The sequence below is a fragment of the Anatilimnocola aggregata genome (assembly GCF_007747655.1).
GTDB classification, from domain to species: Bacteria; Planctomycetota; Planctomycetia; order Pirellulales; family Pirellulaceae; genus Anatilimnocola; species Anatilimnocola aggregata.
The window spans coordinates 6,201,090-6,226,158 of sequence record NZ_CP036274.1 but is presented as its reverse complement, the minus strand read 5'-3'; the positions used below and the strand labels follow the sequence as shown (position 1 = coordinate 6,226,158).

The following is a 25,069-nucleotide window of genomic DNA, read 5'->3' as shown; positions in this document are numbered from 1 at the left end:
GGAGGAACTTGGCGACTCGACGAGGGTAGTGCAGCGCGCCGCCGAAAATATAAGTGCGTTCGGCGCGAGGCGAAGTTCTCCAGCCCGGGTGTCTCGCGTTTTTGTCGTTTTCATTCAGGGTCTTGAGGCGGTACCAGATCGACTCGCTAAATGAAGTTAAGTGTCGCCACTTACTTGGAGGTCCCTTGAGGAACGGGACCGGGCCACTCGGGCAACACTGCGAGCAGTTTGCTGGATACCCCGCGAATCACAACGAAATTATCATCCATCGCAACTGCGGTTAAAAGTTTGCTCGTGAAGTGAGCAACCAAGGCACCCGCGGCGAGCAGGATGCCACCAAACAAGAAGCCGCTGGTCGGGATGGGATCTCCTTCTTGGTGCAACGTGAACATCCAGACGAATGTTCCCACAAAGCAGAGGAACCCAACTGCCGCAACGCTATAGCCGCCAATCAGTGGCAGGTATCTCTGCAGTAGCGCTGCCCGGCTTACTCCATAGCGAAAGTTGAACTCGCGCCCATGAGATTCAGCCACCGCGTAGTGGACCGCCCTGCCGGCAAGCAATGTGGTATTGACCCAGGCTGGTACCCATTTCAGCTTTTCGGTGCGCTGCGAAATTGCAGGTGCGCCGGTCTTAATGCATAAGTGCGCAGGAAACGCGGCATTCTTACGCATGACAAGTAAGTTTCCTGCCTGCCAGAGTCCCATCGTGTTGAATGCCGGCACTGCGGCTTGCAAGTTGGCAGTCGGTACCGGAGAAACAGTCGCAACTGTTGCCTTGGCTGACCTTGCGACAGCTGCTTGTGGGGAAATCGCCAGACTTGCCTGCTGACTTGGGACACTGGCAGATGGTGCTGCTCCGTATCCTTGCGACGCAACTGCAGGCTGCCTGATGGGGGCAGTGGTTGGGATTGAGAACTGCTGGCCACATTTACACTTCGCGGTTTGCCCTGCCATTTGATCGGGCACGTTGTAGCGTTGTTGGCAATATGGGCACTGAACGGCAAGAGTCATGATTGCGTCGTGGGGAGAAGAGGTTAAAAGCCCGAACGCTCAATGGTTCAGACTAGGTTAGTAGCAAATTTTGAGGGCAATTACAACGTTCGGCTTGTTGTGACACGCTGGAATTCCCACATCGCTTCACCAGCTATTCTGCGTGGAGTACTACGGGTCGTTGTTGTATAGTAAACCGCAGTGACAACTGGTTGACATCCTCCTCTCTTCCTCTGCCAGGAATCAACCAATTCTCTTCGCTAAAGTTGGTGTGCCGATGTTGCAAGCATTCACCTGCCGCTCAGTCGCAACCGCAACGCTATTGTCAACAGTGCTTGTCTGGCTGGTTTCCTGTCTGCAGTGTGGTGCAGCCGAGGACGCATCGGGACTCGAGTTTTTTGAAAGCAAGATTCGACCGGTTCTCGCCAAGCACTGTTATCAGTGCCATTCGGTCGGCGCGAAGAAAGCTGAAGGGGGGCTGCGACTCGATTCGCGCGATGCCTTGCAAAAGGGTGGCGATCGTGGACCCGCAATTTTGCTCGATAAGCCGGAGCATAGCCCGCTACTCGTGGCAATTTCGCATTCCGACTCCGACTTAAAGATGCCGCCGAAGAAAGACCGACTGCCACAGGACGTCATCAACGACTTCACCAAGTGGATTCGAATGGGTGCCCCTGATCCCCGTGAGGCCGCTGCTGCCGGAACTCTCAGTGGTCCGGTGGATCTTGAAACGGGCCGCAAGTTCTGGAGTTTTCGGCAACCCACATCCCACGACGTTCCGAAAACTTCTGATTCCCTTTGGGCGCGGCGAAAACTCGATCATTTCATCCTGGCAAAACTTGAAGCCGCGCAACTCAAACCTTCGCCCGATGCTGAACCGGCTACCATGCTGCGCCGACTGCATTTCGATCTGGTCGGCTTGCCGCCGTCTCCTGAGGCGAACAAGAATTTTCTTCAGCGAATCCAACACGCTGGAATTGAGCTCGCCTGGGCCGCAGAAGTAGATGAGTTACTTGCTTCGCCTCAGTTTGGTGAGCGTTGGGGAAGGCATTGGCTGGATGTCGCACGTTTCGCTGAATCAAGTGGCAAAGAAGCGAACATGGCCTATCCCTATGCCTGGCGCTATCGCGACTATGTGATTGATGCGGTCAATGCTGACCTTCCTTACAACCAGTTTCTGACCGAGCAGATTGCCGGCGATTTGCTCCCCGCGAGTAACGACCGCGAGCGAGCGCGACTGCTCATCGCAACGGGATTCCTCGCCATCGGCCCGAAGAATCTCGATGAGGCGGAACCGCTGCAGTTTGTTGCCGATGTGATCGACGAGCAGATTGATACCGTCACGCGGGCTGTCATCGCAAATTCGGTCGCTTGTGCACGCTGTCACGATCACAAGTTCGATCCATTCTCGATGCAGGATTATTATGCGCTGGCGGGAATCTTTGCCAGCACAAAAACATTCTTCGGCACTGCGATCACACCGACCAATCGCATGGCTGGCGATCCACTGCCGTTGCCAATTGGTGCCAAGCAGCCAGTCTTGCATGCCTCCTGTACTCCAGAACATGTGGCGCATTTGAAGAAGCAGTTGGCTGCACTTACGCAAGAGCTCGAGGATCGAAAAGCGGCAGCAAAGAAGGCGCTCGAGAATGGCGAGGATACCGATAAGTACTATTCCATCACCGATGCGTTGCGCATTTTTTGGACGTCGGGCGGCATCGAAGGGCAACTGGAAAAAGTCGACGACCAGGGGAATGCTTTGCCCCTGACAATGGGCGTGCTCGATGCCAAAACAATTACTGACGCTCCACTTCTCGAGCGCGGTGACGTAAAGAAGCTCGGCAAACCTGTGCGGCGCGCATTTCCCCGTGTGATGGAATTTTCGGATTCGATTTCGATTGGCAAGGGACATAGTGGCCGATTAGAACTCGCGCAGTGGCTGACGCATCCAGAGAATCCACTGACCGCGCGGGTGATGACGAATCGCGTTTGGAGACAGCTCTTTGGCGCAGGGCTGGTCGCTTCGGTCGATAACTTCGGCTTTAGCGGCGAGCGCCCTAGCCATCCCGAATTGCTTGATGACCTGGCGGTGAAGTTCGTCAGCGATGGCTGGTCGGTGAAGAAGCTGGTGCGCGAGTTGGTCCTTTCACGAACCTATCGACAGGCTTCGACTTACGAGGCGACCGCTTTTCGCGTCGATCCCGATAATCGCCTGCTGTGGAGGGCGAGCAAACGGCGACTAGCGGCGGAGGCCATTCGCGATGCTATGTTGGTTGCTTCCGGCGAACTGCAAATAGCGCGGCCACTTGGTTCGCTCGTCGGCAAGGAGATCGGTGACCGCCCGATTTCGCTGTTAGGGCTCGATGCCAAGCTGCCCAGCGATCTCGATGGCTCTAAGCATCGAAGCGTTTACTTACCGGTGCTGCGGGATCGTTTGCCAGATGTGCTCGACTTGTTCGATTTTGCTGAACCGAGTTTGGTTACCGGAGACCGAGAGACAACGAACGTTCCGGTGCAAGCTCTCTTTTTAATGAACAGTCCGTTTGTGCTTGCGCGGGCTGAAGGGCTTGCTAGTCGCTTGCAACGGGAAGTGCGTGAGCCGGCCGATCAGCCACGGCAGGCATTTGAGCTCTGTTTTGGTCGGAGTCCGACTGAGACTGAACTGAGGTTGGCTCGCGAGTTTTTGTCGCCCAACTCGCAGCCCTTGGATGAAGCGACTGCCAGACAGCGCCGTGTGGCGTTTTGTCAGGCGTTGCTGGCAGCAGCGGAATTCCGCAATGTCGATTGATTCAATTGCCCACACGAAACAAGTGATATCATGAACCCTTTCTCACGCAGGCGCGCGCTCCAATCGCTGGCTTCGGGCTTTGGTTATCTGGCGTTTGCTGGCTTGGCTCAGCAGGCAGCAGCGAAGGAAAGCAGCAACAAGAGCGGTGGCGCGCTGGCTCCCAAAGCGACGCATTTCGCAGCGCGCGCGAAACGAGTCATCTTTCTCTGTATGAATGGTGGTCCGTCGCATGTCGACACCTTCGACTACAAGCCGGCGCTGCAGGAGAAGTCTGGCACGTCTGCGGCGGGCACCGGCTTCGGCAGTGCAAAGTTGCTGGGGTCGCCGTTCAAGTTTCAGCAACATGGTTCGTCCGGGCTGTGGATTTCGGAAGTCTTACCGCACCTCGCGAAACAGGCGGACGAGTTGTGCGTCATTCGCAGCATGCACACCGATCTGCCAAATCATGCCCAGGCCTTCACGCAATTACATACCGGCAGTTTTCAATTCGTTCGGCCTTCGGTTGGTGCCTGGTCGTTGTATGGCTTGGGAAGCGAGAACGAGAACCTGCCGGGCTTTCTGACAATCAATCCACCGTCGGATAACGGCGGTGCGCGGAACTACGGCAGCGGATTCTTGCCGGCCATTTGCCAAGGGACGAAGATTGGCGGCAATCAAATTCCCGGCTTCTATGCCGCTTTGCTTGGTAAGGACGAGGAACCAGGACCGCCACTGAAGAATCTCGCGAACGATAGCATCCCGCGAGAGTTGCAACGGGCTCAGCTGGATTTCATTCGTCAACTGAACGAAGAGAAGCTCAAACGTGACGTGTATCACCCGGAAATCGAAGGAGCGATCGAGTCCTTCGAATTGGCGTTTCGCATGCAGGGCGAAGTTCCAGAGGTACTGGACCTGCGCGCGGAAACGGCAGAGACGCTCAAGCAATATGGAGTTGGTGCGGGCCTTCCTACCGATCGGTTTGGCCGGCAGTGCATTCTGGCAAGACGGCTAGCCGAAGCGGGGGTGCGGTTTATTGAGATCACCGCTCCGACGCAGTGGGACCATCATTTTCTGCTCAAGGAAAACCTGGCCAAGAGTTGTTTAGCAACCGATCAGCCCGCGGCCGCGCTAATCGCTGATTTGAAGCAGCGTGGCATGCTCGACGACACGCTGGTCATTTGGGCGGGCGAGTTTGGTCGCACGCCTTATGGTCAAAGTGGCAGCGGGCGAGATCACAACAACAAAGGCTACACCTTGTGGATGGCCGGGGGTGGTGTGAAACGCTGCTATGCTCATGGAGCCACCGATGAGTTTGGCTATCAGGCCGTCGAGCAGCCGGTGCACATTCACGACTGGCATGCCACCGTGCTGCATCTGCTCGGTCTGGATCACGAGCGACTCACGTTTAACTACGGCGGTCGCGACTTCCGGCTGACCGACGTTTATGGCGACGTGGTCAGCCAGATTATCTCGTAGCGACTGCAACTCGTAGCGACTGCAATCAACTAGCGAACCACGCACAGCCGCTTGCTTAACAGGAACGGCTCAATGGTCACGCTGGCTTGGTCGTCTTCAGTGGCAACACTATTGCCGGGAATCGAGTCGATATCGAACTGATCGAGGCTCGTCACCTGGGCAGTGTTAACCTTCGTGCTGTTGTTGGTGACTGTCGCCACCACCGTTAGCGTGACGTTGCTGTTCGCATTGATCGCACCAATCGTCCAGATACCGGTGCCGCTCACATAGCTGCCTTGCGAAGCATTGGCCGACACAAACGACAGACCTGCTGGCAACAAGTCTGTGACGACTACGTTCGTTGCGTTCACCGCGCTCGTGTTACTTACCGTAATTATGAAGGTAAGATTGTCACCCTGTTCCGGCGTGGTGTCGTTCACGGTTTTCGTCACATTCAAGTCGGTGGCTACCGGCGTGACCGTGGCACTCGCGGTATCGTCTTCTGCGGGCGTCGTTGCTTGGTTGCCAGGAGTAGAGTCGTTATCGAACTGATCCGAAGCGGATACGGCCGCTGTATTCACCTTCGCACCCACAGTGGTTACCGTGGCGGTAATGGTCAACGTGGCGTTGGCACCCGAGTTGAGCGAAGCGACCGTCCAAACACCAGTGGTTTGGTTATAGCTGCCCGTGCTTGGATTGGACGAAACGAATGTTAGGCCAGCTGGCAGTAGATCGGCAACTGTCACATTGGTCGCGGTTGCAGCCCCGCCGTTCGTGAGTGTGACGGTGAAGACCACGTTTTGATTCCGGTTCGGAGCTGCAATGTCGACTGTTTTGGTGAGCGACAGATCGGCGACGTTCGGAGTCACCGTAGCGCTCGCGGTATCATCCTCGCTTGGTGCAGTGCCGCGGTTGTTGGGTGTAGAGTTAATGTCTCCCTGGTCGGCAGCTGTTACTTCGGCTGTATTTATTTTGACGGTGCTGGTTGTTACTGTGGCGACGACGGTCAGGGTGGCACTCGCGCCGGTATTAACGGTTCCCACCGTCCAAACACCAGTGGCTTGGTTGTACGTTCCAATCGACGGTGTTGCCGAAACGAATGTCAGGCCCGCGGGCAGCAGATCGGTCACGACGACACCGGTAGCATTGCTAAGACCAGCGGCATTTGCGACGGTAACAACGTAAGTCACGTTTTGATTTTTGTTCGCGGTGGCTGAGGCACCACCATTTACCGTTTTTGTCAGCGAAAGGTTTATTTGTGGCGGAGTGACAACTGCCGTAGCGCGATCATCTTCGGCGGTGCCGCCGTTGCCAGGCGTCGAGTCGAGATCTGGCTGGTCCGCTGCGGTCACTTCCGCTGCATTGGTCTTAGCTCCGATAGTGGCGACTGTCGCAGTTATTGTCAGCGTGGCACTGGCTCCTGCATTGACGGCCCCCACAGTCCAAATGCCGGTACCACTGGCATAGCTTCCCTGCGATTGAGTTGCCGTAACAAAGGTCAGCCCTGCAGGCAGCAGATCGGTGACTTGCACGCCGGTGGCGTTGGATTGGCCGGCCAGATTGCTGACAATGATCGTAAACGTGACTTGCTGACCCACGTTTGCCGATGCGTTGTTCACCGTCTTCGTCAACGACAAGTCGATCGAAGGGGGCGTGACAGTGGCTGAGTCGCCGTCGTCCTCGCTGGGCGCGGTGCCAAAGTTATTGGGAGTCGAGTCAGTGTCTGTTTGATCGGCAGCTGTGACTTGTGCGGTATTGGTCTTGGCACCGACGCTGGCTACCGTGGCGGTAATGGTCAAGGTTGCGTCGTCGCCGGTATCAATGCCGCCGACTGTCCACACACCGGTGCCGCTGAGGTATGTACCTTGTGAGGCGGTATGGGTCACGAACGTCAACCCAGCGGGCAAGAGGTCCGCAACGACCACGCCAGTTGCATTGCCAGCCCCATCGTTCGAAACAACAATCGTGAAGATGACTTGCTGGCCGACACTCGCCGTGGCGTTGTTAACATCTTTGGTCAGCGATAAATCGATCGTGGGATCGTTGACGGTGACCGAAGCCTCGTCGTCTTCATCCGGCGTGGTGCTGAAGTTATCGGGAGTCGAGTCAGTGTCGAACTGATCGGCAGCGGTGACTTGCGCCACGTTCACAACGGGACCATTCGCCGCCTTGGTGGCGACGATCTGCAGCGTGGTACTACCGGTGAGGGCAGCCACGGGATCCGTCAGATCCCAAAGCCCCGTCACGTTCGAGTAGGTGCCGTTGGTTGTGTTGGCAGAGACGAAGGTGAAACCCGCGGGGAGGATATCTTCGACTTCCACATTGGTCGCAGCGTCGGGTCCGGTATTGGTCAAGGTCAATGTGAAGGTGACATTTTCGCCAATGCTCACGGTGTTGTCGTTCACCGTCTTGGCCAGCGCCAAATCGATGCTTTGTGGAGTAACGGTTTCGCTATCCGTATTGTTCGATGGATCGGCGTCCGTCGAATCCGAAGCAGTGATCTCGGCCGTGTTAGTCTTGGCACCGATCGAAATCACCGTGACCACAATCTCGAGTGTCGCGCTATCGAGCGCGGCGATATTGCCAATCACCCATTCGCCGGTTCCTTCGTCATAGTTCCCCTGCGACTCGATATGACTGACGTAATCCAAGCCAACTGGTAACAGATCTTCGACCTCGACGTTCAAGGCCCCGTCCGGGCCCAAGTTGTTGACCGTAATCGTGAATGTAATCTGGTCGCCGACGTTCGGTGTGCTGTCCGAAACGTCCTTGGTCAGTTCCAGATCGCTTTCGAAGAAGTTGTCGAAGTCCGTTCCGGTGTCAACGATCGAGTAGCCAATCGTTTCAACCAGATCGATGCTCCCTTGGGTCGCATCTTCCGTAGACTCAATGATCAACTCGATGGCACCGACATCTTCAAAATCTGCGCCGGTTCCCGCACCCACTGTGAAGTCATCAAACAAGAAGACCAGGTCGTCTACCGCGTTATCGGGAATGTTGATAAGTAGTTCGGAGAAGTTACCGGCCGACGTGTAGATCCGCAGTGTCGCGGTTGCCCCATCGTGATCGACGAGCGTGTTGCGCAGTACGATACCATTCGCTGCGCCGCTGTCGGTCAAGTCGACGCCGCCAAGGCCAACCGGATCGAGGGTGTCTCCATCGCCATCATTGCCATCCCATACAACCGTGTAGATGCCCTGCGCAAATAGGTCGGCATTCAAGCGCAGTGAGCCGTCGCCAGCAGTAGAAACCAGCATCTCCACTTCATCGGCGCCGCTGCTGGCAGTCAATTCGACGATGAAGTCGCGCTCACCACCAATGACTTCCGTAGTGGGGAGATCGGCTGTATCGCTATCAATCGTGCCCACGGGATCGGCTGCCAGCACGGTTGGATTGGCGGAAACAAAGTCATCAATGATGGGTCCCGCTACACCGCCGTCGTCAATGAGGTTGATGAGGATGAAGTCCTCGGTGAGTGTATCGCTGCCGACGATTTGAGCGGTCTGTTGCACCCAATAATCACCGGGCCCGAGGTCACCAAAGAAATATTCGCCGAAGGCATCGGTGGTGTCGGAACTCAACAGCGCGTCGTCGGTGCCGGGCTCGAAAGTGCCGTCGCCATCATCGGTGTATAGGTTGATGGCAGCTCCTGCGACCTCTTCGCCCGCAGTCAAACCGTCGCCTGTCGTATCGATAAAGACAATGCCCGAGATGGCGCCCAGATCGGCAGCCATCACCGAACGGTTTTCGAGTGGTTCAAGAAAGCTGCGGCGGCGAGTGCGACGCGTCGCGGCCTTGACTTCAGGTCGTTTCCACCAGCGCGAAAACAGCGTCCGCCAGGAAGACTTGAATGCAGAACCAAACGCCGACGACGATGTACGAGACATAGCTAGTGAACTCCCCCTCAACCAGTGCGGTGGGAATTCAGGGCGCACTCTTCCAATCCGCGTCGCTGCCAGGCACACGGTTCGTGAATACGAACGTGGCGGCCCATACTGCGGATGAGAATAAACGACTACGACAGACGTAGTCGGCCCCCTGTTCCCTAATTTCGCGCAATAACCCTGGAGGGGATATCGGCCCTTACAGGACGCAAACTTTGCCATTATCCAAGCAGACAGCGGCTCGCACGCACGTGCGGCCGCTATCAATGAATTGATGGCATTCCCTGTAGTGGCAACGATCTACTACCAATTTGCTTCGACACCGAGTCTTAAGCCATGAGCCCAAAAGTCGTCATGTACAAAGCGGAATTGTGGTCGCAAATGCGTGTCGGCAGGAGGATCGGCCTCTTCCGGAATCAGATCGGGATTCACATCGCGATCGATTTGATCACCTGCTCGCGCTACCCGGCTCCAGTACAGCCAAGTGTAGCCAGCAGTCAGTTTCCAGCAAGGATTTAGTTCGTAGCCCAAGGTCAAACCCAATTCAGGCACGACAGCGAACTCATCTTGCGAGTACTGACCAATGTTCGTCCGTTGAGCCAGAATGCCACCTACAAATTGCTGGGCTGCTCCACCTGTGGGCGTGATGACCGTGCTGCCGTCAATCTCGACTTCACTGCGCGTGTTGCCGAGGGCAATCTTCGACAGCAACTCGACCGACATACAGCCCCGCTGATGCTTCAGCAGCAGGCCGAAGTCGAGACCGTTGAAGGTATTGTCGGCATCGAAGCGATCGGTGATGTCGAAGTCGCCGCCAGGATTGAGATTGGAGCGTTCGATGATGCGGAGCGAATCGTCGAGTCGCAGATAGCGATAGCCGACGACCAGGTCAGCGCGGCCCATCGTGGGCATCGAGCAACCATTCCACCACGAGGCTCCGCAACCGCTGTTGCAGCCCAAATTGATAATCGCACGAGCTCCCGCACCTTGAAAGCGCGTGCTGGTGTCAATGTCGATCAAGCCCGTGTGAGCAACACCGTTGACCGGATCGGGGAACGCCACAAGTTCCGAACTCTCCAGACCACTGAGCACGTTATAGAACGGACGGGCCAGAATCGGGCTCCCATTCGAATTGAGATAGAAAGAATCGTCGCCATCGGTCAGGCCGAAATAATCGCCTTCAAAGCCAACCGTCTGGCAATCGTCCAGCCACAAGCCAGCCGAGAACTTCGCCCCGCTGCGTGCTTCGCCATTGAGCGTTTCGCCACCGAAGAGGATCACGATGGGATTGGTGACCCCTAAGTTGCCGTTGTCATTCAAATGCAGTTCGCTCGGGTCGATGTTTTCGACACGCGAGCTGATCACGAGGGGCGGTGCATACATGCCCTTCATGTCCCACATCAACCATTCGCCCCGGACCCACAACTTGCTGAACACCCCGCAGTTCATGGGGCTGCCATAGTTCGCATAACCGGGATCGTAGCCCGCGTAGTTGCCGTCATCGACGAAGGCTTCTTGCTCGGGCACATAGTAGGGCTGTGCAGCTCCCTGAGCGGCTGGCACACCAGCCGGTGCTGGCAACTCGGCAGGAGGGGCAGCTGACGGCAGATTCTCCGCGGGCGCAACTCCCTCTTGATAGGCGGCGCGTTGGGCACCCGTTTGTCGACGAGCCGGCATTGCAGCCGTCGAGCGTCGCTGGGGAGGACCGCCAGCTGGGGCGTTGCCAGCGGCTTGTTGAGCCCAGAGCGCAGAGTGTGCGCTCGAGCCAACGAACAGCCAACAGCCTAGAATCAAAACGAAGATTTTTGTCGAGGGACGCACGACGAGATTCCCTCCTCGAAAGATTTGCTGAACGAACATCTGTGATTAGTCGCCGAAGGCACTGCGGGTAGTCAGTGGGTACGAAGAGGGGCCGCTTGTAGTGCAACTGCCACTTTCAAAGCAAGACCAGTTCGCCCCCTCGGACAGATTTTTCCGCAATTCTTCCGGCCACGATCATGGCTAGTGCGTGCTGCCACGATTGCCAATCCCCGACTCACAATCAACGCGCGCGACGCTTGGCCCCCGGTCGGCGCTCGCGTGCAGGTTCCGGCGTGCGACCTTGCAGGTGATCGGTATAAGACCTGAACTCCTCTGCTGAGCGGCGATCATCCTCCAACTTGGCTTGATGTCGCTCTTCCTTCTCCTCTTCCGACAGCGGTCGTGGATTCTTCTTCTTAAATTCCAGATACCAGGCCGCTGCCCGCCAGTTCTTTCGTGCTTCTGCCATCACCGTCAACTCTGGCTGCAGGTCGCTGATGGTCTCGGCCCGGTGCAGCTGAAAGCCCAGCTCCGGGTCGCGGGCCACGGCGTTGGTGATGGTTCCCGGCGAGAATCCTAAATAGGCAGCTGCTTGCCGGCGCGAGAAGCCAATCGACAGCAGCAGGCAGATTTGTTCGGCAACTTCCTGCGTGATAAGGCGTTTCCTCGTCGCCGGCGTGAACTCCGCCGGTGCGGACAGCCCCAGAGCTTGGGCGGCAGTCTGACTCGTGACGACGGCTGGCGCAACTTGAACCGTCGTCAGGGCAACGGAAGTTTGCCTCTCATTTTCAACCAACTTGTTCAACGAGAGGGTCTCTAATTGAACACTGACCTGCGGTATTCCCCGAGAAATATCACTACTGCTGTCCAAATAAGCTCCCGTTAATTGAACACCCCCCTGGTTTGGTGCAGCCTTCGCCAGCGACTCGCTAACCGCCAATTCCCCACCACTTTCTACCGTGCTCATGGAAATCTCCTAAAAACAGACTCTCAACATCCGCAGCAACCCTTTGTTAACTGCTGCCGATATTGTACAGTTGTACACTGGCGTTGCAAGCAAGTTTTAAGAAGATGTCGAATAAATCATGCGAGTCCAGCGAGGCAAACGTGAACAGCGCCGCCTACCGCAATTCCTCCGTCCCGCAGGGACGCGAAGTCCATTCGTACTCGTAGGAATTCGAGTTCCTCCGTCCCGCAGGGACGAGAGGGATTGATAGCACCACATTCTATGGGTTGCGCTACAAGCAGCGTTCCGATCGGACCAATGCCATGATTCACAACTGCTGCCGATTATTCAGTCGGCTTTTGCTCGCCATCGTGGACCGCGGTAGAGTGTGTCGCCGCTTCGTGCCAGGCGTCCCAACCGGCTTTCGCGAAGCCCACGATCAGAAAGCCGCCGAAGCTGCCGAGTGCGCCAAAGGCAACGGCGGCAATCGCAATCGTGAACAGATCGAAACTGGGGTGGAGCAAGATCGCCGTCCACACGCCGCCGATGAGCGCGCCAATCGCCAACCCAACGATCGCACTCACCAGCGGCAACCAACCGAGCGAATGCTGACGACCGAGTTTCGAGACAGGCGCGAAATGATCGTCGCGCAGGGAAATCGCAGCGTGATCGGGCGGATCGATCTTCGCCAGGCTCTTGGCGTGCCGGCCTGCCCGGAGTCGAGTTCCAATCACATTGCCGGCGATATGGGCGACAATCGATAGCACGAGCAGGATGACTGCGGCCAGCGTGATCGGCGAGAGCCATTGCGACAGCCCAAGCAGCACCGCCAGACTGCTGACGACCAGCAACAGGGTTCTGAGTCCGAACTGTGGCGGACCCAGTGGCGACGGTCGATCGACGGGCTCCAACATGCAAATGCCAACCTGCAAATGACCGCTCGTCAGGCGAGCAATCTGCGTGAACCGATTTTTCCCAGTGCGAACTTGCCGAGCAGTAGCGCTCGGGTCGCGCACTGGTTTCAGTATAGTGGCGCGAACAGCCCGCGAGCGTGCGGAGGGCGCTACGCGCGGAGTTAATCAGTTGCTTCGAAGGCATTCTGAAAATGTTCGACGAGCGGTTGCTTGCTGCCTGGGGGCCACGTGATGGCAATCACGTCAAACCGCATCGAGACTTCGTGCAGGTCGTGGCGTTGGCGATACGCTTTGGCCGCGCGGGTGAGTCGGCGCTGCTTGTCGAGATCGACCGCATCGGCTGGATGGCCAGCATCTTGATCGGTGCGGGTTTTGACTTCGACAAAGACCACCGTGCGGCCATCGACGGCGATCAAATCGATCTCGCCGAAATGATCGCGGTGGCCGCGGGCAATGATGATGTAGCCCTTGCGGCGAAGATAGCGAGCAGCCAAGCGCTCGCCACGCTGACCAAGCGATAGTGGCGGGAAGTATTTCGACCGCCACGCGGCCAGTTGAGAAGTGAGCCGGGAAAAAATCGGCCAGTTCCAGATGCGCATGAGCGACACCTGCCGTGGGCTGAACCGCAGATCGATTCAGCCCCAAAAGGGTGTCGTCCGAAGCAACTATGCTTCCGACTTGGCAACCTTCTTTTCACGCAGCTTGACGCCCTTGCCCACGCGATCGCGCAGGTAGTAGAGCTTCGCGCGGCGAGTCACGCCCGAGCGCTTCACTTCGACCTTTTGCATGTCGGGAGCGTGGAGCGGAAACTTGCGCTCGACACCTTCGCCCGAGACGATGCGGCGGACGGTGAACATCTCGCGGCTGCCGCTGCCACTCTTGGCGATGACAGTGCCGGAGAAGATCTGCGTGCGATACTTCGGCTTCTTGGTCTTGGCGTCGATCTCTTCCAGAATTCGCATGTGCACGTCGACCGTATCACCCACTGCGAACTTGGGAGGATTTTCTTTCAGGTACGGTTTTTCGACTTCGTTCAGGAGTTGTTGGCTCATCTTCTACTCACAACAAAAAAAGGTGATTTGTGGGGCGGCTTGGCGCCGGTTCACTCGTTCGTTGGTTTGTCAGCTGGGGGCTGTTTGGCACTGCGGAGCGATTTGCGTGGTTGATTGGCGTTCGGCGTGGCTGGCTGTTCGGTTGAGGACTGAATGAGGTCGGCTCGTTTGATCTGGGTCTTCAGCAGGCTTTGCTCGGCACGCCACCGGGCCACCTGGTCGTGATTGCCACTGAGAAGCACATCAGGAACCGCATGACCTCGGTACTCGCGCGGGCGAGTGTACTGAGCAAAATCCAACAATCGATTACCGGACGAAAACGAATCAAAAGCCGGGCTGTCGTCATCGCCAATCACACCCGGAATCAGCCGGCTGACCGCTTCGATGATGGCCATCGCCGCGACCTCGCCACCATTCAGAATGTAATCGCCGAGCGAGATTTCTTCGGGCTGAAGAATCTCGCTGACCCGTTGATCGAACCCCTCGTAGCGCCCGCATAGCAACATCAGCCGCGGTTCGCTTGCCAGTTCTTCGACCAAGGTTTGATCGAGCTTTCGGCCTTGCGGCGAAAGCATGATCAGCCGACCTTTGGGTTCGGCCAGCGATTGCACCGCTTCGGCGCACTCGACAACCGGACCAACTCTCAGCACCATGCCAGGACCACCGCCGTAAGGGCGATCATCCACTTTATTATGTTTGTCGTTCGACCACTGCCGCATATCGTGCAGATGCACGGCCAACAGTTGGCGGTCGATTGCTTTCTTCAACAGGCTTTGGCTCACGAACCCGTCAAACAAGGCGGGAAAGAGCGTCAGCACGTCGAAGCGCATTGCACACTATCCTGCCGCTTCAGCAGCTGCGGGTTCACCCTCAGCTGGAGCAGCTTCGGCTGCAGGAGCTTCGGGTTCGGCCGGCTTGGGTGGCGGGGTCCACGGAGCAGGAGCCGTCGGACGGCTGACCTTGAGGCGCTCCAGGGCCGCAGCTTGCTCGGCCAGGTGAGTGCCGTTGGTGCCGTACTTCTTGATCAGCACGCGGACGTTATCCGAAGGCAACGCGCCGACGCTGATCCAGTAGTTGATCCGCTCACCCTTGAGCAAAGCGCGAGCGTCGGTGTCCTTGACCATGGGGTCGTAGCTGCCGAGCTCTTCCAGAACCTTGCCATCCCGCGGATTGCGTGATTCGATCGCACAAATGCGGAAATAGGGACGATGCTTCCGCCCCAGCTTTTTCATCCGAATACGAACTGCCACTTCCGAACTCCTCAGTGAAACCAACCAGACAATGGATCTTGTGTATTGGGTCAGCGACTTTTCGGCCGCGAGTTTTTTTGAACTGATTGTTCTACTTGCTTTCGACACCGCTGGCGATAGGTCGCACGGCGAAGAATCCAGTATTGTGCAACGACTTAGCGTTTTGCAAAAGCCCTATTTGCCCTTTTGTTCCCGTTTCTTTTTACGCAGCTCTTTCTCGCGCTTTTTTCGCATATCCTCTTTCTCTTTGGCGGTCATGCGACGGCCCGTATCTCCTTTGACCTTCGCGAGTTGCGCACCGGGATTGAACATGCCTCCGCGCTGCATCTGCTCGATGGCTTTCATGGCCGTGCCCATGTTGCCGCCCGCCATCCCTTTGGCCATGGGCCCCATGATATCGAACATCTTGATGACTTCATTGACCATGGGTGCCTGCACTCCGGCACCTTTGGCAATGCGATTTCGCCGAGCTGGCGTGATGATCTTGGGGTTGCGCCTCTCGGCGGGGGTCATCGAATCGATGATCCCGATCTGCTGGCCGATCCCCTTTTCGGCGTTGCTGTCTTGCAGCATTTTGCTGATTTCGCCCATGCCGGGCATCATCATCATCATTTTCTGAATCAGCCCCGGTGAGCGGGCCATCATCAATTGCTTGCGGACGTCGTCGAGCGTGAATTGTCCCGCTTGCAAACGATCTTGCAGTTTCTTCTGTTCTTCGGCGTCGACCTTTGACTTGATGACGTCGACCAGGCCCACCATATCGCCCAGGCCCAAAATGCGTCCAACCACTCCTTCTGGACGAAATGGCTCCAACGCATCAAGCTGTTCGCCAGTTCCCAAAAACTTGATCGGCACGCCAGTCACCTGCTTGACCGACATCAGCGCACCACCGCGCGCATCGCCGTCGAGCTTGGTCATGATGACGCCATCGAGCTCAAGCGCTTCGTTAAACGCCTTGGCCGAGTTCACTGCGTCCTGGCCGGTCATGCCGTCGACCACCAGGTAGGCCTGGTCGGGCTGCACGCGGTTATCAATTCGAATCAGCTGGTCCATCAGTTCTTTGTCGATCGCCAGCCGGCCAGCAGTATCCAGAATGACAACGTTGCAGCCAGCTTCTTTGGCCTTGCGTACGCCGTCCTGGCAGACTTTCACGGGGTCTTGCGCACCCAGTTCGGAATAGACGCGCACATTCAATTGCCGGCCAATGACATGCAATTGTTCAATGGCCGCGGGACGCTGCAAGTCAGCTGCGACGAGGAACGGCTTTTGCTTTTCGTTCAGCAGCAGGCGCGATAGTTTGCCGCACGTTGTCGTCTTGCCGGAACCCTGCAGACCGCAGAGCATGAGGATCGTCGGGCCATTCGCCTTCAAGTGCAGCGAAGGATCGACCGGGCCGAGAATATTGATGAGTTCGTCGCGGACGATGCCAACCAATTGATCCGTCGGCCGCAGCGCCAGCAGGACTTTTTCGCCCAGCGCTCGCTCGCTGATGCTGGCCATGAAGTCCTTGACCACGGCATAGCTGACGTCGGCTTCCAGCAGCGAGTTCTCAACCAGCTTGAGACCTTCGCGCATGTTCGCTTCGGTCAGTTTTCCCTTGCCGGCGAGGGACTTCAGCGCGGATTGCAGGCTATTCTGAAAGGACTCGAACATAATGGATGCAAGTGTTTGCCGCAGTGAAGGTTAACGCCAGCGTGCGATCCGCCAGCGAAACCTCACAGTTTACCGCTATCGCTGCGCGGTTGTAAATGCCCGCGGCGCGCAGGCCGCAACTGGTTTTCATTGCGTTGCCCAGTCCCGGCAGCGGCAAGAAATGAACGGTGCCAGGCGAGTCTGTCGGACTGGGGCTATCAACCTGGTATGAGCGATTTCACGAAAGCCTACCGAATCAATGACTTTCTACCAGGTGAACCCGGTCGCCAAACTGAGGCCGACAAGCGTCGCGCCGCCAGGACCGCCAGCGGCGTTGCTGTTGGTAGTGAGTTCGCCAATCGTGCCGCCGAAGCCAGTGGGAGTTGGGGCCGGGCCGGCCATATTCCAGCGCTGGAACTCGAAGCTGGTGCGGAAGAAGCAATTGATCGGCAACTCGACCACTTGAAACTCATATTGCAGGCCGAGTTGGGTTTCGATGATATCGAGCGTTCCTGGAGCGTTGTCGATCCTTTGGGTTTCTGCACCCACCAACGGTGCACTCGGACTGCTGGCGACAGTTCCAGCGGCCCGATTAAAGGCATCGTAATGGCCCCACAGGTGTGAGCCGCGCCCGCTCCAGATGAACGACAGGTTGCTGCCATTCAAACGATGACGCGAGCTGAAGCCCAGCGAAGTACCGGCGCCGTCAAACGCGCTGCCATTGGCGAGCAGCAGATTGACAAAGTTGCCCGTCGTGAAAACGCCGAACGAGTGATGGAGAGCGTCGATGTCGACCGAGGAATAGCGAGCGCCGACAAACGTATCCAGCTTCCAGTTGTCGTTGATGTATGCGCTATAGATCAGATCGAGGTCCAGGGCTCGCATGTCGAGCTGCGTTACCTGATAGTTGGTGGAAAAATTCGTGCCCACTGCGGGTATGGCAGGATTAATCTCGGGTACTTTCTCTTCGCTGTCGCTGAACGAGAAATAGGTCGCGCGGATGCCCCACGCCTCGTTAAGGTGCCTGCCAATCCAAACCCGCGGAGCGACGCCGAAATCAACATGCCCATCGCCATCGGCAAATGCTAGCGTAGCGACGCCCGGGGCTGTGGTGTCGCTAAAAGAGACAGTGATGCGACCGCCCGTGCGCGCCTGCGCGCTGGCGAAGAAGAATTCGGTACCGGCGTAGAACTCCGTGACCGGACTGGCCGGGAAAGTCCCTGCCGGCAAGGTGTCGTAGGTATAGGTGCCGTCCGCCAGTTCGCGGGATGGCACTTCCTGGGCAGGAAGCTGCGCCATCGCGATACCAAGCACGCACGAGATTATCGCGCCGACCACTCCGTTGGTCTTCACGTCAAATCCTTTGGTCGCTAGCGATTTTATAGATGTCCACTGCCGGAGTGCATCCGCGCAGTCCGGCCTTCTACCATCGGTTGCGCTTCAATGCCAATTTCTGGAAATGATTCAAGATCGCCAAGGCTTACGCAGGTAGCCCAGTCGAGGCGGCAAAGCTTGCGCAGTTACGCGGCGATCCATATCAAAAGAAAATGAATCGCGTGGCAGAATAAAAGAGAGGCAGAGCATGCAGCTTACAGCGGGAATTCGTCTTCGGCAGCGTTCTTGCCGTAGATGGGCATGTGGCGATAGTAGACTTCGAGAATCATGGTGGCCATCGACGTGCAGTAGAGTCGGCCGCCACGTTCGGTGCCGTGATCGCCCTTCATGGCCCAGCTACCCTTCATGTGGCCGTCCTTCTCTTGCGACTTCACGAGCGAGTCGCGCATCTTGACGTTCCACTTGTCCCAATGTTCCCCTTCGTAGTGACGCATGCACTGGGTGGCGTAGTAGTTGTAGTACATGTTGCCCGGCGAAGGGCCGGTTTTGCTGAGGTATTCGATCCCCTTTTCGATGCCCGGGTGATCTTTCTTCCAGCCCAGGTACATGCGGCAAAGCATGCCGATGGCCGTGGTGGCCTGACCGCGACCTGGATCGGTATAGCCGTAGTAAGCGTAGTCGCTCATCACCGAGTCGAGGAACTTGTTGGCACCGACAATCGTTCCCGGCGGCACTTGCAGGTAAGCCATGTGACCGCTCTTGAGAGCCATCAACTGCCAACCGACGACCGAGGTATCGCCCGGGGTGCGGACACCATATCGCCAACCGCCACCAACAGGGTCTTGAGCATAGACGATGTGATTGAGCGACAACTGGGCCGGCATCATCAGCCCCTTGTCGTGCGTCATCGCGTAGGCTTCGCACAGCACGATCGCGGCCATACCGTGCGAGTACATGCTGCCGCCACCTTGAGCGAGGTCGCCACACTGCAGACCCATCTGGGTCTTGACCTTCATTTGCTGGGTAAGGAAGTAGAGGCCCGCTTCGACGTTCTTCTTGTACTTACCCGTTTTGTGGGTTTGACCGGCACCCAGGAACGGCAACAGCGCTTGAGCGGTCGCACCGGTGCGGCAATCGGTCAGGGTGCCAGCGTGATTGCAACGAGCATTGCAGGGTCCAACGCGGTGATCGTAATTCCAGCCGCCATCCGGCATTTGATGATTGGCCAGCCATTCCAGAGCAGCAGCGACGGCTGCTTCGCTGGCGTCGTTACCGCCGGAAGTGAATACGGCCTGTTTGCGGGCCTGTTCGCCACGACCATCGAGTCCGCTCCCCAAGTAGGAACCGACAGGCAATGTCGAATCGTTGCGCGGCACGGTTTCTTGGCCACTGTCGCTCGTATCTACGTGGATAGGAGCCGGATCTACATCAGCTATCGAAGTTGGATCGTCGACCGATTCAGGGGCATCGATCGGGCTGTTGATCGCGAAGTTGCTTGGCGAGTTGAGTGTGGTGTTCGATACGTCTAGCGGCAACCTCTCCTCTTCGAAGTCCAGCACCGGTTCATCCTGGAGAACCGGTATCGAGGCAATGTGCAAATGGGCACTCGCGATCGGCGGAGCAACTGTGATTAGCGCCAAAATCAACAGCAGAATGAAATGGACCACGGTGCTCATCAGCCAACTGGGCATCGCGTTGAGCCACAGAAAACTGCTCCGCGATTCGCCCGGTTCCTCGTCCTGCTCCGCTTCCATTGGGTTGTGAACGGTTGACGAGCGCATACGAAGACTCCGCAGAATGAACCAACACGACGGCGCTAGCACGCATCAGCACTGACGTGCGGCGATCAAGGCACAGACCTTCAGCAACTGCTGGCTGCGCTTAGAATGAATCAAAGCATTGATTCAACAAAACTTTGTGGACAAACAGAAACAAGTGAACGAGCAACGACTGCTCGCAGCTGGTCTCGATTGAACACTGCCATCCATTCGGGCGAGGTAGTGCCTCTTATTCCCGCTGGCAGAAGAAATTTGCCGTATGTCACTACTTGGCAGGCTGGTCTTCTTTTTCTTCGTGACCGGTTGCGCGGTCGGAAGGGAGGGTATAGCGCGCTTCGACAGCAGCGCGCACGGCCCCGCGACTTTCATCGGCAGAAAGTTTCGAAGCAGCAATCTTTTCGGTCGCAGCGGCCAGGTCTTCGTCTTTAATTCCTTCGCGGAACCACTCGGCATAATCTCCCTGCTCAAGATGGAAGAGCCAGGTTTCTTCGTCGATCCCTTCCGCGATTTGCAGGAAGAGAGTCAGGTTTTGAGCCTTTAATTTCAGCTTCTTCGCGGGCCCGCGAAAATAGAAACTGCGATCGGGCCCCAGGTTCCCTTCGGCATACTTGCGCGAGTGGCGACGGCGTTCGGTCTTGGGTGGTTCCGTATGGACGACCACGACTTCGTCACGATTGACTTCCCAGAGCAGGGCATCGCCGCGGCTAAGCGCCCCTTCCGGCGCGAGCGGCAACGGCTTGCCCGCTGCCTGGCAAAACGCGTGCAGCGTCTTGTCCGGTCGTTCGCCCAGCACAATGGCCGCGGTCACGCGCTCGAGCGCCGCTTGCGACACACTTTCAGGATGAACCGTGATTAGAGTCAGCCCCATTTTCTGACCGGTAAAGTTCTGTTCGCCGGGTTTCCATTGGGCATGCAGCAGATGGTGCGCTTCGTCGACCAGTACCCAGTGCGGGCGACCTTTCGAACTGCGCAGCGCTTGCAATCGCGGCAACAGCGAATCGAAAAAAGACGGGCGTTGGTCGAGTGGAATGCCGAGCAGATTAACGACGACGTTATGCGTTGGCGTTTTCAGGAAGTCGAGCACTTCCTCTACCAGCGGCGCGCGGCTCGCATCGCCCAGCACCGAAGCACCGTTGAGCGTGGAATAGTCACCTTCGGGATCCACGATCAGGAATTGATAGCCTTTGTTTTCCAGTCGTTCGAGCAGACCGGTGGTAATCGTAGACTTGCCACTGGCTGAGGAGCCGGCAATCAGCAAATTCACGCCGAACGGATCGAGGCGGCGTTCCGTCCCATCAGCTGTCTTGCCAACCAGCAACCCGTGTCGCTTCAGTTTCTGATTGAGCGAAGCTAGGTCATCGTCGATCATCCGATCAATCAATTCCTCAACGCCATGACCATGGTCGGCAGTCGTTACCAGGTCGGCCCGCTCTTTGAGCGAGTTGAGCGCATTCGAAACGGCGACACCACATTCGCTGGCGGCGAGAAAGGTGTGGTCGTTTTCAGCATCGCCAATTGCCACACAGTTATGGGGCGAGAGCCCAAGTTGCAACAGCCCGGCAGCCAGGCCGGTCGCTTTGTTGGTTCCCGAGGGGAGCACCATCACGGCCCCCTTATTGAAGATGACTTGTCGCTCGATCCCTAAGTCTTGAATGACCTCGAGGACTTCTTTTTGATGCGGTTCCCAAGTTGCGACGATGACCCGCCCAGCGGAAATTCGGCTGACACCGCGCGCATAAAGCATTTCGACAAGTTGCGGTGGCGGAGGTTCCGCGAGAATCGTTTCTTCGCGCGTGGCGGGGTTATAGAGGAGCGCGCCGTTTTCAAGGACCAAGCGGTCGAACAGTTCGGCATGCTCGAAGGTCGTAAACAGGTCTTCGAGTTCACGGCCGCTGACCATGACCAACTTGCGGCCGGAATCTTTCAGTCGCTTGAGTGCGTCGATGGTCGACGAACTCACTTTTCCGTGGTGGGCTAACGTCCCGTCATAGTCGGCTGCCAAAGCCAGGTAACGCATGGCTACTTTCGTACACTTCAAACATCAAAGTTGTAATTCAAGGGCGAAGGCTCTTCCCTAGCTGGATGATCGCTTACGAGAAATAGGCCGCCATAAACTCAGGGCTTACCGAGCGACGGTAATGACGTCATCGAGCCCATCGGTGGGGACGAGGCCGCACATTTGCAGCAGCTGCTGTTGGAACAGCAGGGCCTGATGTTGGCGATCGACACGCTCATCTTTCGACCAATGATTCCGGATCCGGGCGGTCATATGACGAATCGAACCGGTCGAGGGTTCAGGAGTGGCGGTTGCGGAATTGAGTAAGGTTGCTTGCGTGACCATCGGACGACTTCCTTGGCTTGTAATACAGAGAGGCATACTTCACGTTTGGCAAATCTTCATTGCCAGATGGATGGTGACGAATTGCAATCGCCGCGCCAAACTCCGCGGTTCAGCCGTAGGCAGCTTGGGCTCTAAGCGATGGATTGACGTAAGGCATTTCTCAGAAGTCAGTTGCGCAGCAGTGTTTGTTCCGGGTTTTTGCTAGGCAGAAAGCCAGCTGCGGGGACGAAGTTGTTGTCGCACTCTCGAAATGAGATTGTCAGTCGAGCAATGAGACAAAACCATAACCAGGGACAATACGTATACCCGTGTGCACACTCATGAGCAGGCTCGATCCAGTTGCAATCTCGCCAGCCAACTTGGTCGATCAGCGGCCAATCTTGCCAGGCGAGGCGAACGCGAAGATACGCGATTTAACAACTTGAGAAGCGGCCTGGAATTTGCAGATTCCCGCAGTTGAACCGGTTGTTACGGTTTCGCAAAACACCTAGAGAGAAACAGGTCTCTGCATGTCAACATTGTCGATGGAACTGGCTCCCCAAGTGGGTCTCACGGATGAAGTCCTGGCACAGAAGATTCGCTCGCACTTAAGTTCCCGCAGCAATACGGTTTATCGCCAATTGTCGGTTGCCGTTAACGATCGGGTCGCAACTTTGCGAGGGAAAGCTGGCTCGTACTATCAGCGGCAGCTGTGGCTGCATGAAGTGAAATCCTTTGGCGAGTTGGATGGCATCGTCGACCAAATCGAAGTCGCCTAACGGGAGTCATCAAGCGGTCGGCTGTGCGGCTTAGACCCACTCTCGCAATTCATCTCCTCGCGGCCGGGCGTGAGCAATCGCGCTCGGTCGTTTTTTTTTGCGCGAGGCGGTGAGCGGTGCTGGCACGCCAGTCGGCTGGTCGCGCGCACTAGCGAGCAATGCCGAGTACGATGTGGGCGGCGCGCTACTTGCATTCGCCGAAGCAACGAACTTCTTAATGGAGTCGATTCGCGCCTTGAGTTTTCGCAACAGGAAGGGAGTTTCCATGCCCGTAGAGCGTCGCCTGCCGATTGGCGCTGAAGTGCACGAATCAGCTGGAGTTCATTTTCGCGTCTGGGCTCCCAAACATCAGCAGTTACAGGTCTTGGTTCGCGACACGCCGCAAGCTTTCACGCTTGAAGCTGAGGGGAATGGCTACTTCTCTGGTTTAGTGCCCGGCGCGAGTGACGGTACGCAGTATTGGTACGTCGTCGACGGTCAGAAATTTCCCGACCCGGCTTCGCGCTATCAGCCCGAAGGGCCGCATGGACCCTCGCAAGTCGTCGATCCCACCAAGTTCGCTTGGACCGATCAGCAATGGTTGGGCTGCAAGTTAGCCGGGCAGGTGATTTATGAAATGCACATTGGCACGTTCACGCGCGCAGGGAATTGGGCCGCCGCCATTGAGAAGTTGCCTTACCTGGTAGATACGGGAATTACGCTACTGGAAGTGATGCCGGTCAGTGAGTTTCCCGGTGAATTTGGCTGGGGCTACGACGGCGTGAGCTTTTTTGCGCCGACGCATCTGTATGGTCAGCCCGATGATTTTCGCCGCTTCGTCAACGAAGCACATCGCCTGGGAATGGGCGTGATTCTCGACGTGGTCTACAACCACTTTGGCCCTGACGGCAACTACATCGGCTGCTATTCAGCCGACTACTTCACCAAGAAGTACGACAACGAATGGGGGGACGCGATTAATTTCGATGGTCCCAACTCCGGCCCTGTGCGCGAGTTCATGGCGAAGAACGCCGCGTACTGGGTCGACGAGTATCATCTCGACGGCTTGCGCCTCGATGCCACACAGCAGATTTTCGACGATTCACCAGAGCACATTCTGACCGTCATCGGCCAAGAAGTTCGCGCCGCCGCGAAAGGTCGCAGCACAATCATTGTGAATGAAAACGAACGCCAAGAGTCGCGGCTCGTTCGTTCCGCTGCTGCTGGCGGGTGCGGCCTGGATGGCATCTGGAACGACGACTTTCACCACACTGCGCGCGTGGCCACCACGGGCCACAGCGAAGCGTACTTCAGCGACTATAAGGGGAGCGCTCAGGAACTAGTCTCCGCGGTGAAGTGGGGCTTTCTCTATCAGGGGCAGCGCTACAAGTGGCAAAAAGCTCGTCGCGGTGATTACTCGCTCGATCTTGCGCCTCCGCAGTTCATCACCTTTTTGCAGAATCATGACCAGGTTGCCAACTCGGCCAATGGTTTGCGGTTGCATCACATGACGAGCAGTGGTGCCTACAAGGCAATCACCACATTGCTGCTCCTCGCGCCGAACACACCGATGCTCTTTCAAGGGCAAGAGTTCACTTCGAGCGCGCCGTTTTTGTTCTTTGCCGATCATAAGCCCGAGCTGAACACGCTGATTCGCGAAGGGCGATTGAAGTTCCTGGCCCAATTCCCGAGTCTCGCCACCGAAGAGATGCGGTCGATTCTGCCCGCCCCCGGGGAAGTGGAAACGTTCGAGAAGTGCATTCTCGATTGGTCGGAAGTGGAAACGAATCGACCGATGTACGACTTGCACCGCGATCTGCTCCGCTTACGCCGCGAAGAGCCCTGCTTTCGACTGCAGGATCGCAATCGCTTCGATGGCGCAGTTCTCAGCCAGGATGCCTTCGTCCTGCGGTTCTTCGGCGACAACATCGACGATCGCCTGCTGGTCATTAATTTGGGGCGTGATTTGCAATGCGATCCAGCTCCGGAGCCATTGCTCGCGCCGCCGCCTGATTGCGAATGGGAAGAACTCTGGTCGAGTGAGGATCCGAAGTATGGCGGATTGGGAACGCCCCCGCTCGAAACCGAAGATTTCAATTGGCGAATTCCGGCCACAGCGGCCGTCGTGCTCAAGCCGTGCCGCTTGCAATCACCAACCGCGAAACACTAGCTGACTGGAAGGAGCC

The 25,069-nt window shown here is 57.0% G+C and carries 19 protein-coding genes; 4 read left to right on the top strand and 15 right to left on the bottom strand.

Going from position 1 to position 25,069, the window contains the following annotated elements; genetic code table 11:
- Positions 1-170 precede the first annotated feature (170 nt).
- The gene (locus ETAA8_RS23455; RefSeq protein WP_145094160.1) at positions 171-674 is read right to left on the bottom strand and encodes a hypothetical protein; all 504 of its coding nucleotides are present in this window, start codon (positions 672-674) and stop codon (positions 171-173) included.
- 649 nt (positions 675-1,323) lie between these two features.
- Here ETAA8_RS23455 and ETAA8_RS23450 point away from each other — a divergent pair.
- Both ETAA8_RS23450 and ETAA8_RS23445 read left to right on the top strand, forming a co-directional pair.
- Positions 1,324-3,780: a PSD1 and planctomycete cytochrome C domain-containing protein gene (locus ETAA8_RS23450; protein ID WP_238397821.1), complete on the top strand. Its 2,457-nt coding sequence runs from the start codon at positions 1,324-1,326 to the stop codon at positions 3,778-3,780.
- Positions 3,781-3,810: 30 nt separating this feature from the next.
- Positions 3,811-5,235, top strand: a complete 1,425-nt coding sequence (locus ETAA8_RS23445; protein ID WP_145094154.1) for a DUF1501 domain-containing protein — start codon at positions 3,811-3,813, stop codon at positions 5,233-5,235.
- Positions 5,236-5,264: 29 nt separating this feature from the next.
- Here the strand turns inward: ETAA8_RS23445 and ETAA8_RS23440 are convergent, their stop codons facing one another.
- From ETAA8_RS23440 to ETAA8_RS23380, 13 genes are all read right to left on the bottom strand, one after another.
- Positions 5,265-9,101, bottom strand: coding sequence for a DUF11 domain-containing protein (locus tag ETAA8_RS23440; protein ID WP_202921224.1), 3,837 nt, complete (start codon positions 9,099-9,101; stop codon positions 5,265-5,267).
- Positions 9,102-9,401: 300 nt separating this feature from the next.
- On the bottom strand, positions 9,402-10,775 hold the full coding sequence (locus ETAA8_RS23435; RefSeq protein ID WP_145094148.1) for a BBP7 family outer membrane beta-barrel protein: 1,374 nt from the start codon (positions 10,773-10,775) through the stop codon (positions 9,402-9,404).
- A 364-nt stretch (positions 10,776-11,139) separates the two neighbouring features.
- Positions 11,140-11,865: a hypothetical protein gene (locus tag ETAA8_RS23430; RefSeq protein WP_145094145.1), complete on the bottom strand. Its 726-nt coding sequence runs from the start codon at positions 11,863-11,865 to the stop codon at positions 11,140-11,142.
- Positions 11,866-12,188: 323 nt separating this feature from the next.
- Positions 12,189-12,758 (bottom strand): hypothetical protein, encoded by a 570-nt coding sequence (locus tag ETAA8_RS23425; protein WP_145094142.1) that lies wholly within the window; start codon positions 12,756-12,758, stop codon positions 12,189-12,191.
- Positions 12,759-12,919: 161 nt separating this feature from the next.
- A complete protein-coding gene (locus tag ETAA8_RS23420; RefSeq protein WP_145094139.1) occupies positions 12,920-13,357 on the bottom strand; it encodes a YraN family protein in 438 nt (145 codons plus the stop codon).
- 66 nt (positions 13,358-13,423) lie between these two features.
- Entirely contained in the window at positions 13,424-13,810 is a 387-nt protein-coding gene (gene rplS / locus ETAA8_RS23415) for a 50S ribosomal protein L19 (protein WP_145094136.1), read from the bottom strand.
- 50 nt (positions 13,811-13,860) lie between these two features.
- On the bottom strand, positions 13,861-14,640 hold the full coding sequence (gene trmD / locus ETAA8_RS23410) for a tRNA (guanosine(37)-N1)-methyltransferase TrmD (RefSeq protein ID WP_145094134.1): 780 nt from the start codon (positions 14,638-14,640) through the stop codon (positions 13,861-13,863).
- Between the two features lie 6 nt (positions 14,641-14,646).
- The gene (gene rpsP, locus ETAA8_RS23405) at positions 14,647-15,060 is read right to left on the bottom strand and encodes a 30S ribosomal protein S16 (protein WP_238397545.1); all 414 of its coding nucleotides are present in this window, start codon (positions 15,058-15,060) and stop codon (positions 14,647-14,649) included.
- A gap of 174 nt (positions 15,061-15,234) precedes the next feature.
- Positions 15,235-16,713 (bottom strand): signal recognition particle protein, encoded by a 1,479-nt coding sequence (gene ffh / locus ETAA8_RS23400; RefSeq protein ID WP_145094131.1) that lies wholly within the window; start codon positions 16,711-16,713, stop codon positions 15,235-15,237.
- A gap of 246 nt (positions 16,714-16,959) precedes the next feature.
- Positions 16,960-18,045, bottom strand: a complete 1,086-nt coding sequence (locus tag ETAA8_RS23395) for an Lpg1974 family pore-forming outer membrane protein (RefSeq protein WP_145094127.1) — start codon at positions 18,043-18,045, stop codon at positions 16,960-16,962.
- Positions 18,046-18,281: 236 nt separating this feature from the next.
- On the bottom strand, positions 18,282-19,808 hold the full coding sequence (locus ETAA8_RS23390; RefSeq protein WP_145094124.1) for a prenyltransferase/squalene oxidase repeat-containing protein: 1,527 nt from the start codon (positions 19,806-19,808) through the stop codon (positions 18,282-18,284).
- 262 nt (positions 19,809-20,070) lie between these two features.
- The gene (locus ETAA8_RS23385; protein ID WP_145094121.1) at positions 20,071-21,822 is read right to left on the bottom strand and encodes an HAD family hydrolase; all 1,752 of its coding nucleotides are present in this window, start codon (positions 21,820-21,822) and stop codon (positions 20,071-20,073) included.
- Positions 21,823-21,927: 105 nt separating this feature from the next.
- A complete protein-coding gene (locus ETAA8_RS23380) occupies positions 21,928-22,146 on the bottom strand; it encodes a hypothetical protein (protein WP_145094118.1) in 219 nt (72 codons plus the stop codon).
- Positions 22,147-22,655: 509 nt separating this feature from the next.
- Here ETAA8_RS23380 and ETAA8_RS23375 point away from each other — a divergent pair.
- Complete coding sequence (locus tag ETAA8_RS23375; RefSeq protein WP_145094115.1) at positions 22,656-22,904, top strand: BON domain-containing protein; 249 nt, start codon at positions 22,656-22,658, stop codon at positions 22,902-22,904.
- Between the two features lie 30 nt (positions 22,905-22,934).
- Here the strand turns inward: ETAA8_RS23375 and ETAA8_RS34900 are convergent, their stop codons facing one another.
- The gene (locus tag ETAA8_RS34900) at positions 22,935-23,171 is read right to left on the bottom strand and encodes a hypothetical protein (RefSeq protein WP_202921223.1); all 237 of its coding nucleotides are present in this window, start codon (positions 23,169-23,171) and stop codon (positions 22,935-22,937) included.
- Between ETAA8_RS34900 and treZ the strand changes: the two genes are divergently transcribed.
- Positions 23,170-25,053: a malto-oligosyltrehalose trehalohydrolase gene (treZ, locus tag ETAA8_RS23370; protein ID WP_202921222.1), complete on the top strand. Its 1,884-nt coding sequence runs from the start codon at positions 23,170-23,172 to the stop codon at positions 25,051-25,053. The two genes, ETAA8_RS34900 and treZ, sit on opposite strands and share 2 nt — an antisense overlap.
- Positions 25,054-25,069 lie beyond the last annotated feature (16 nt).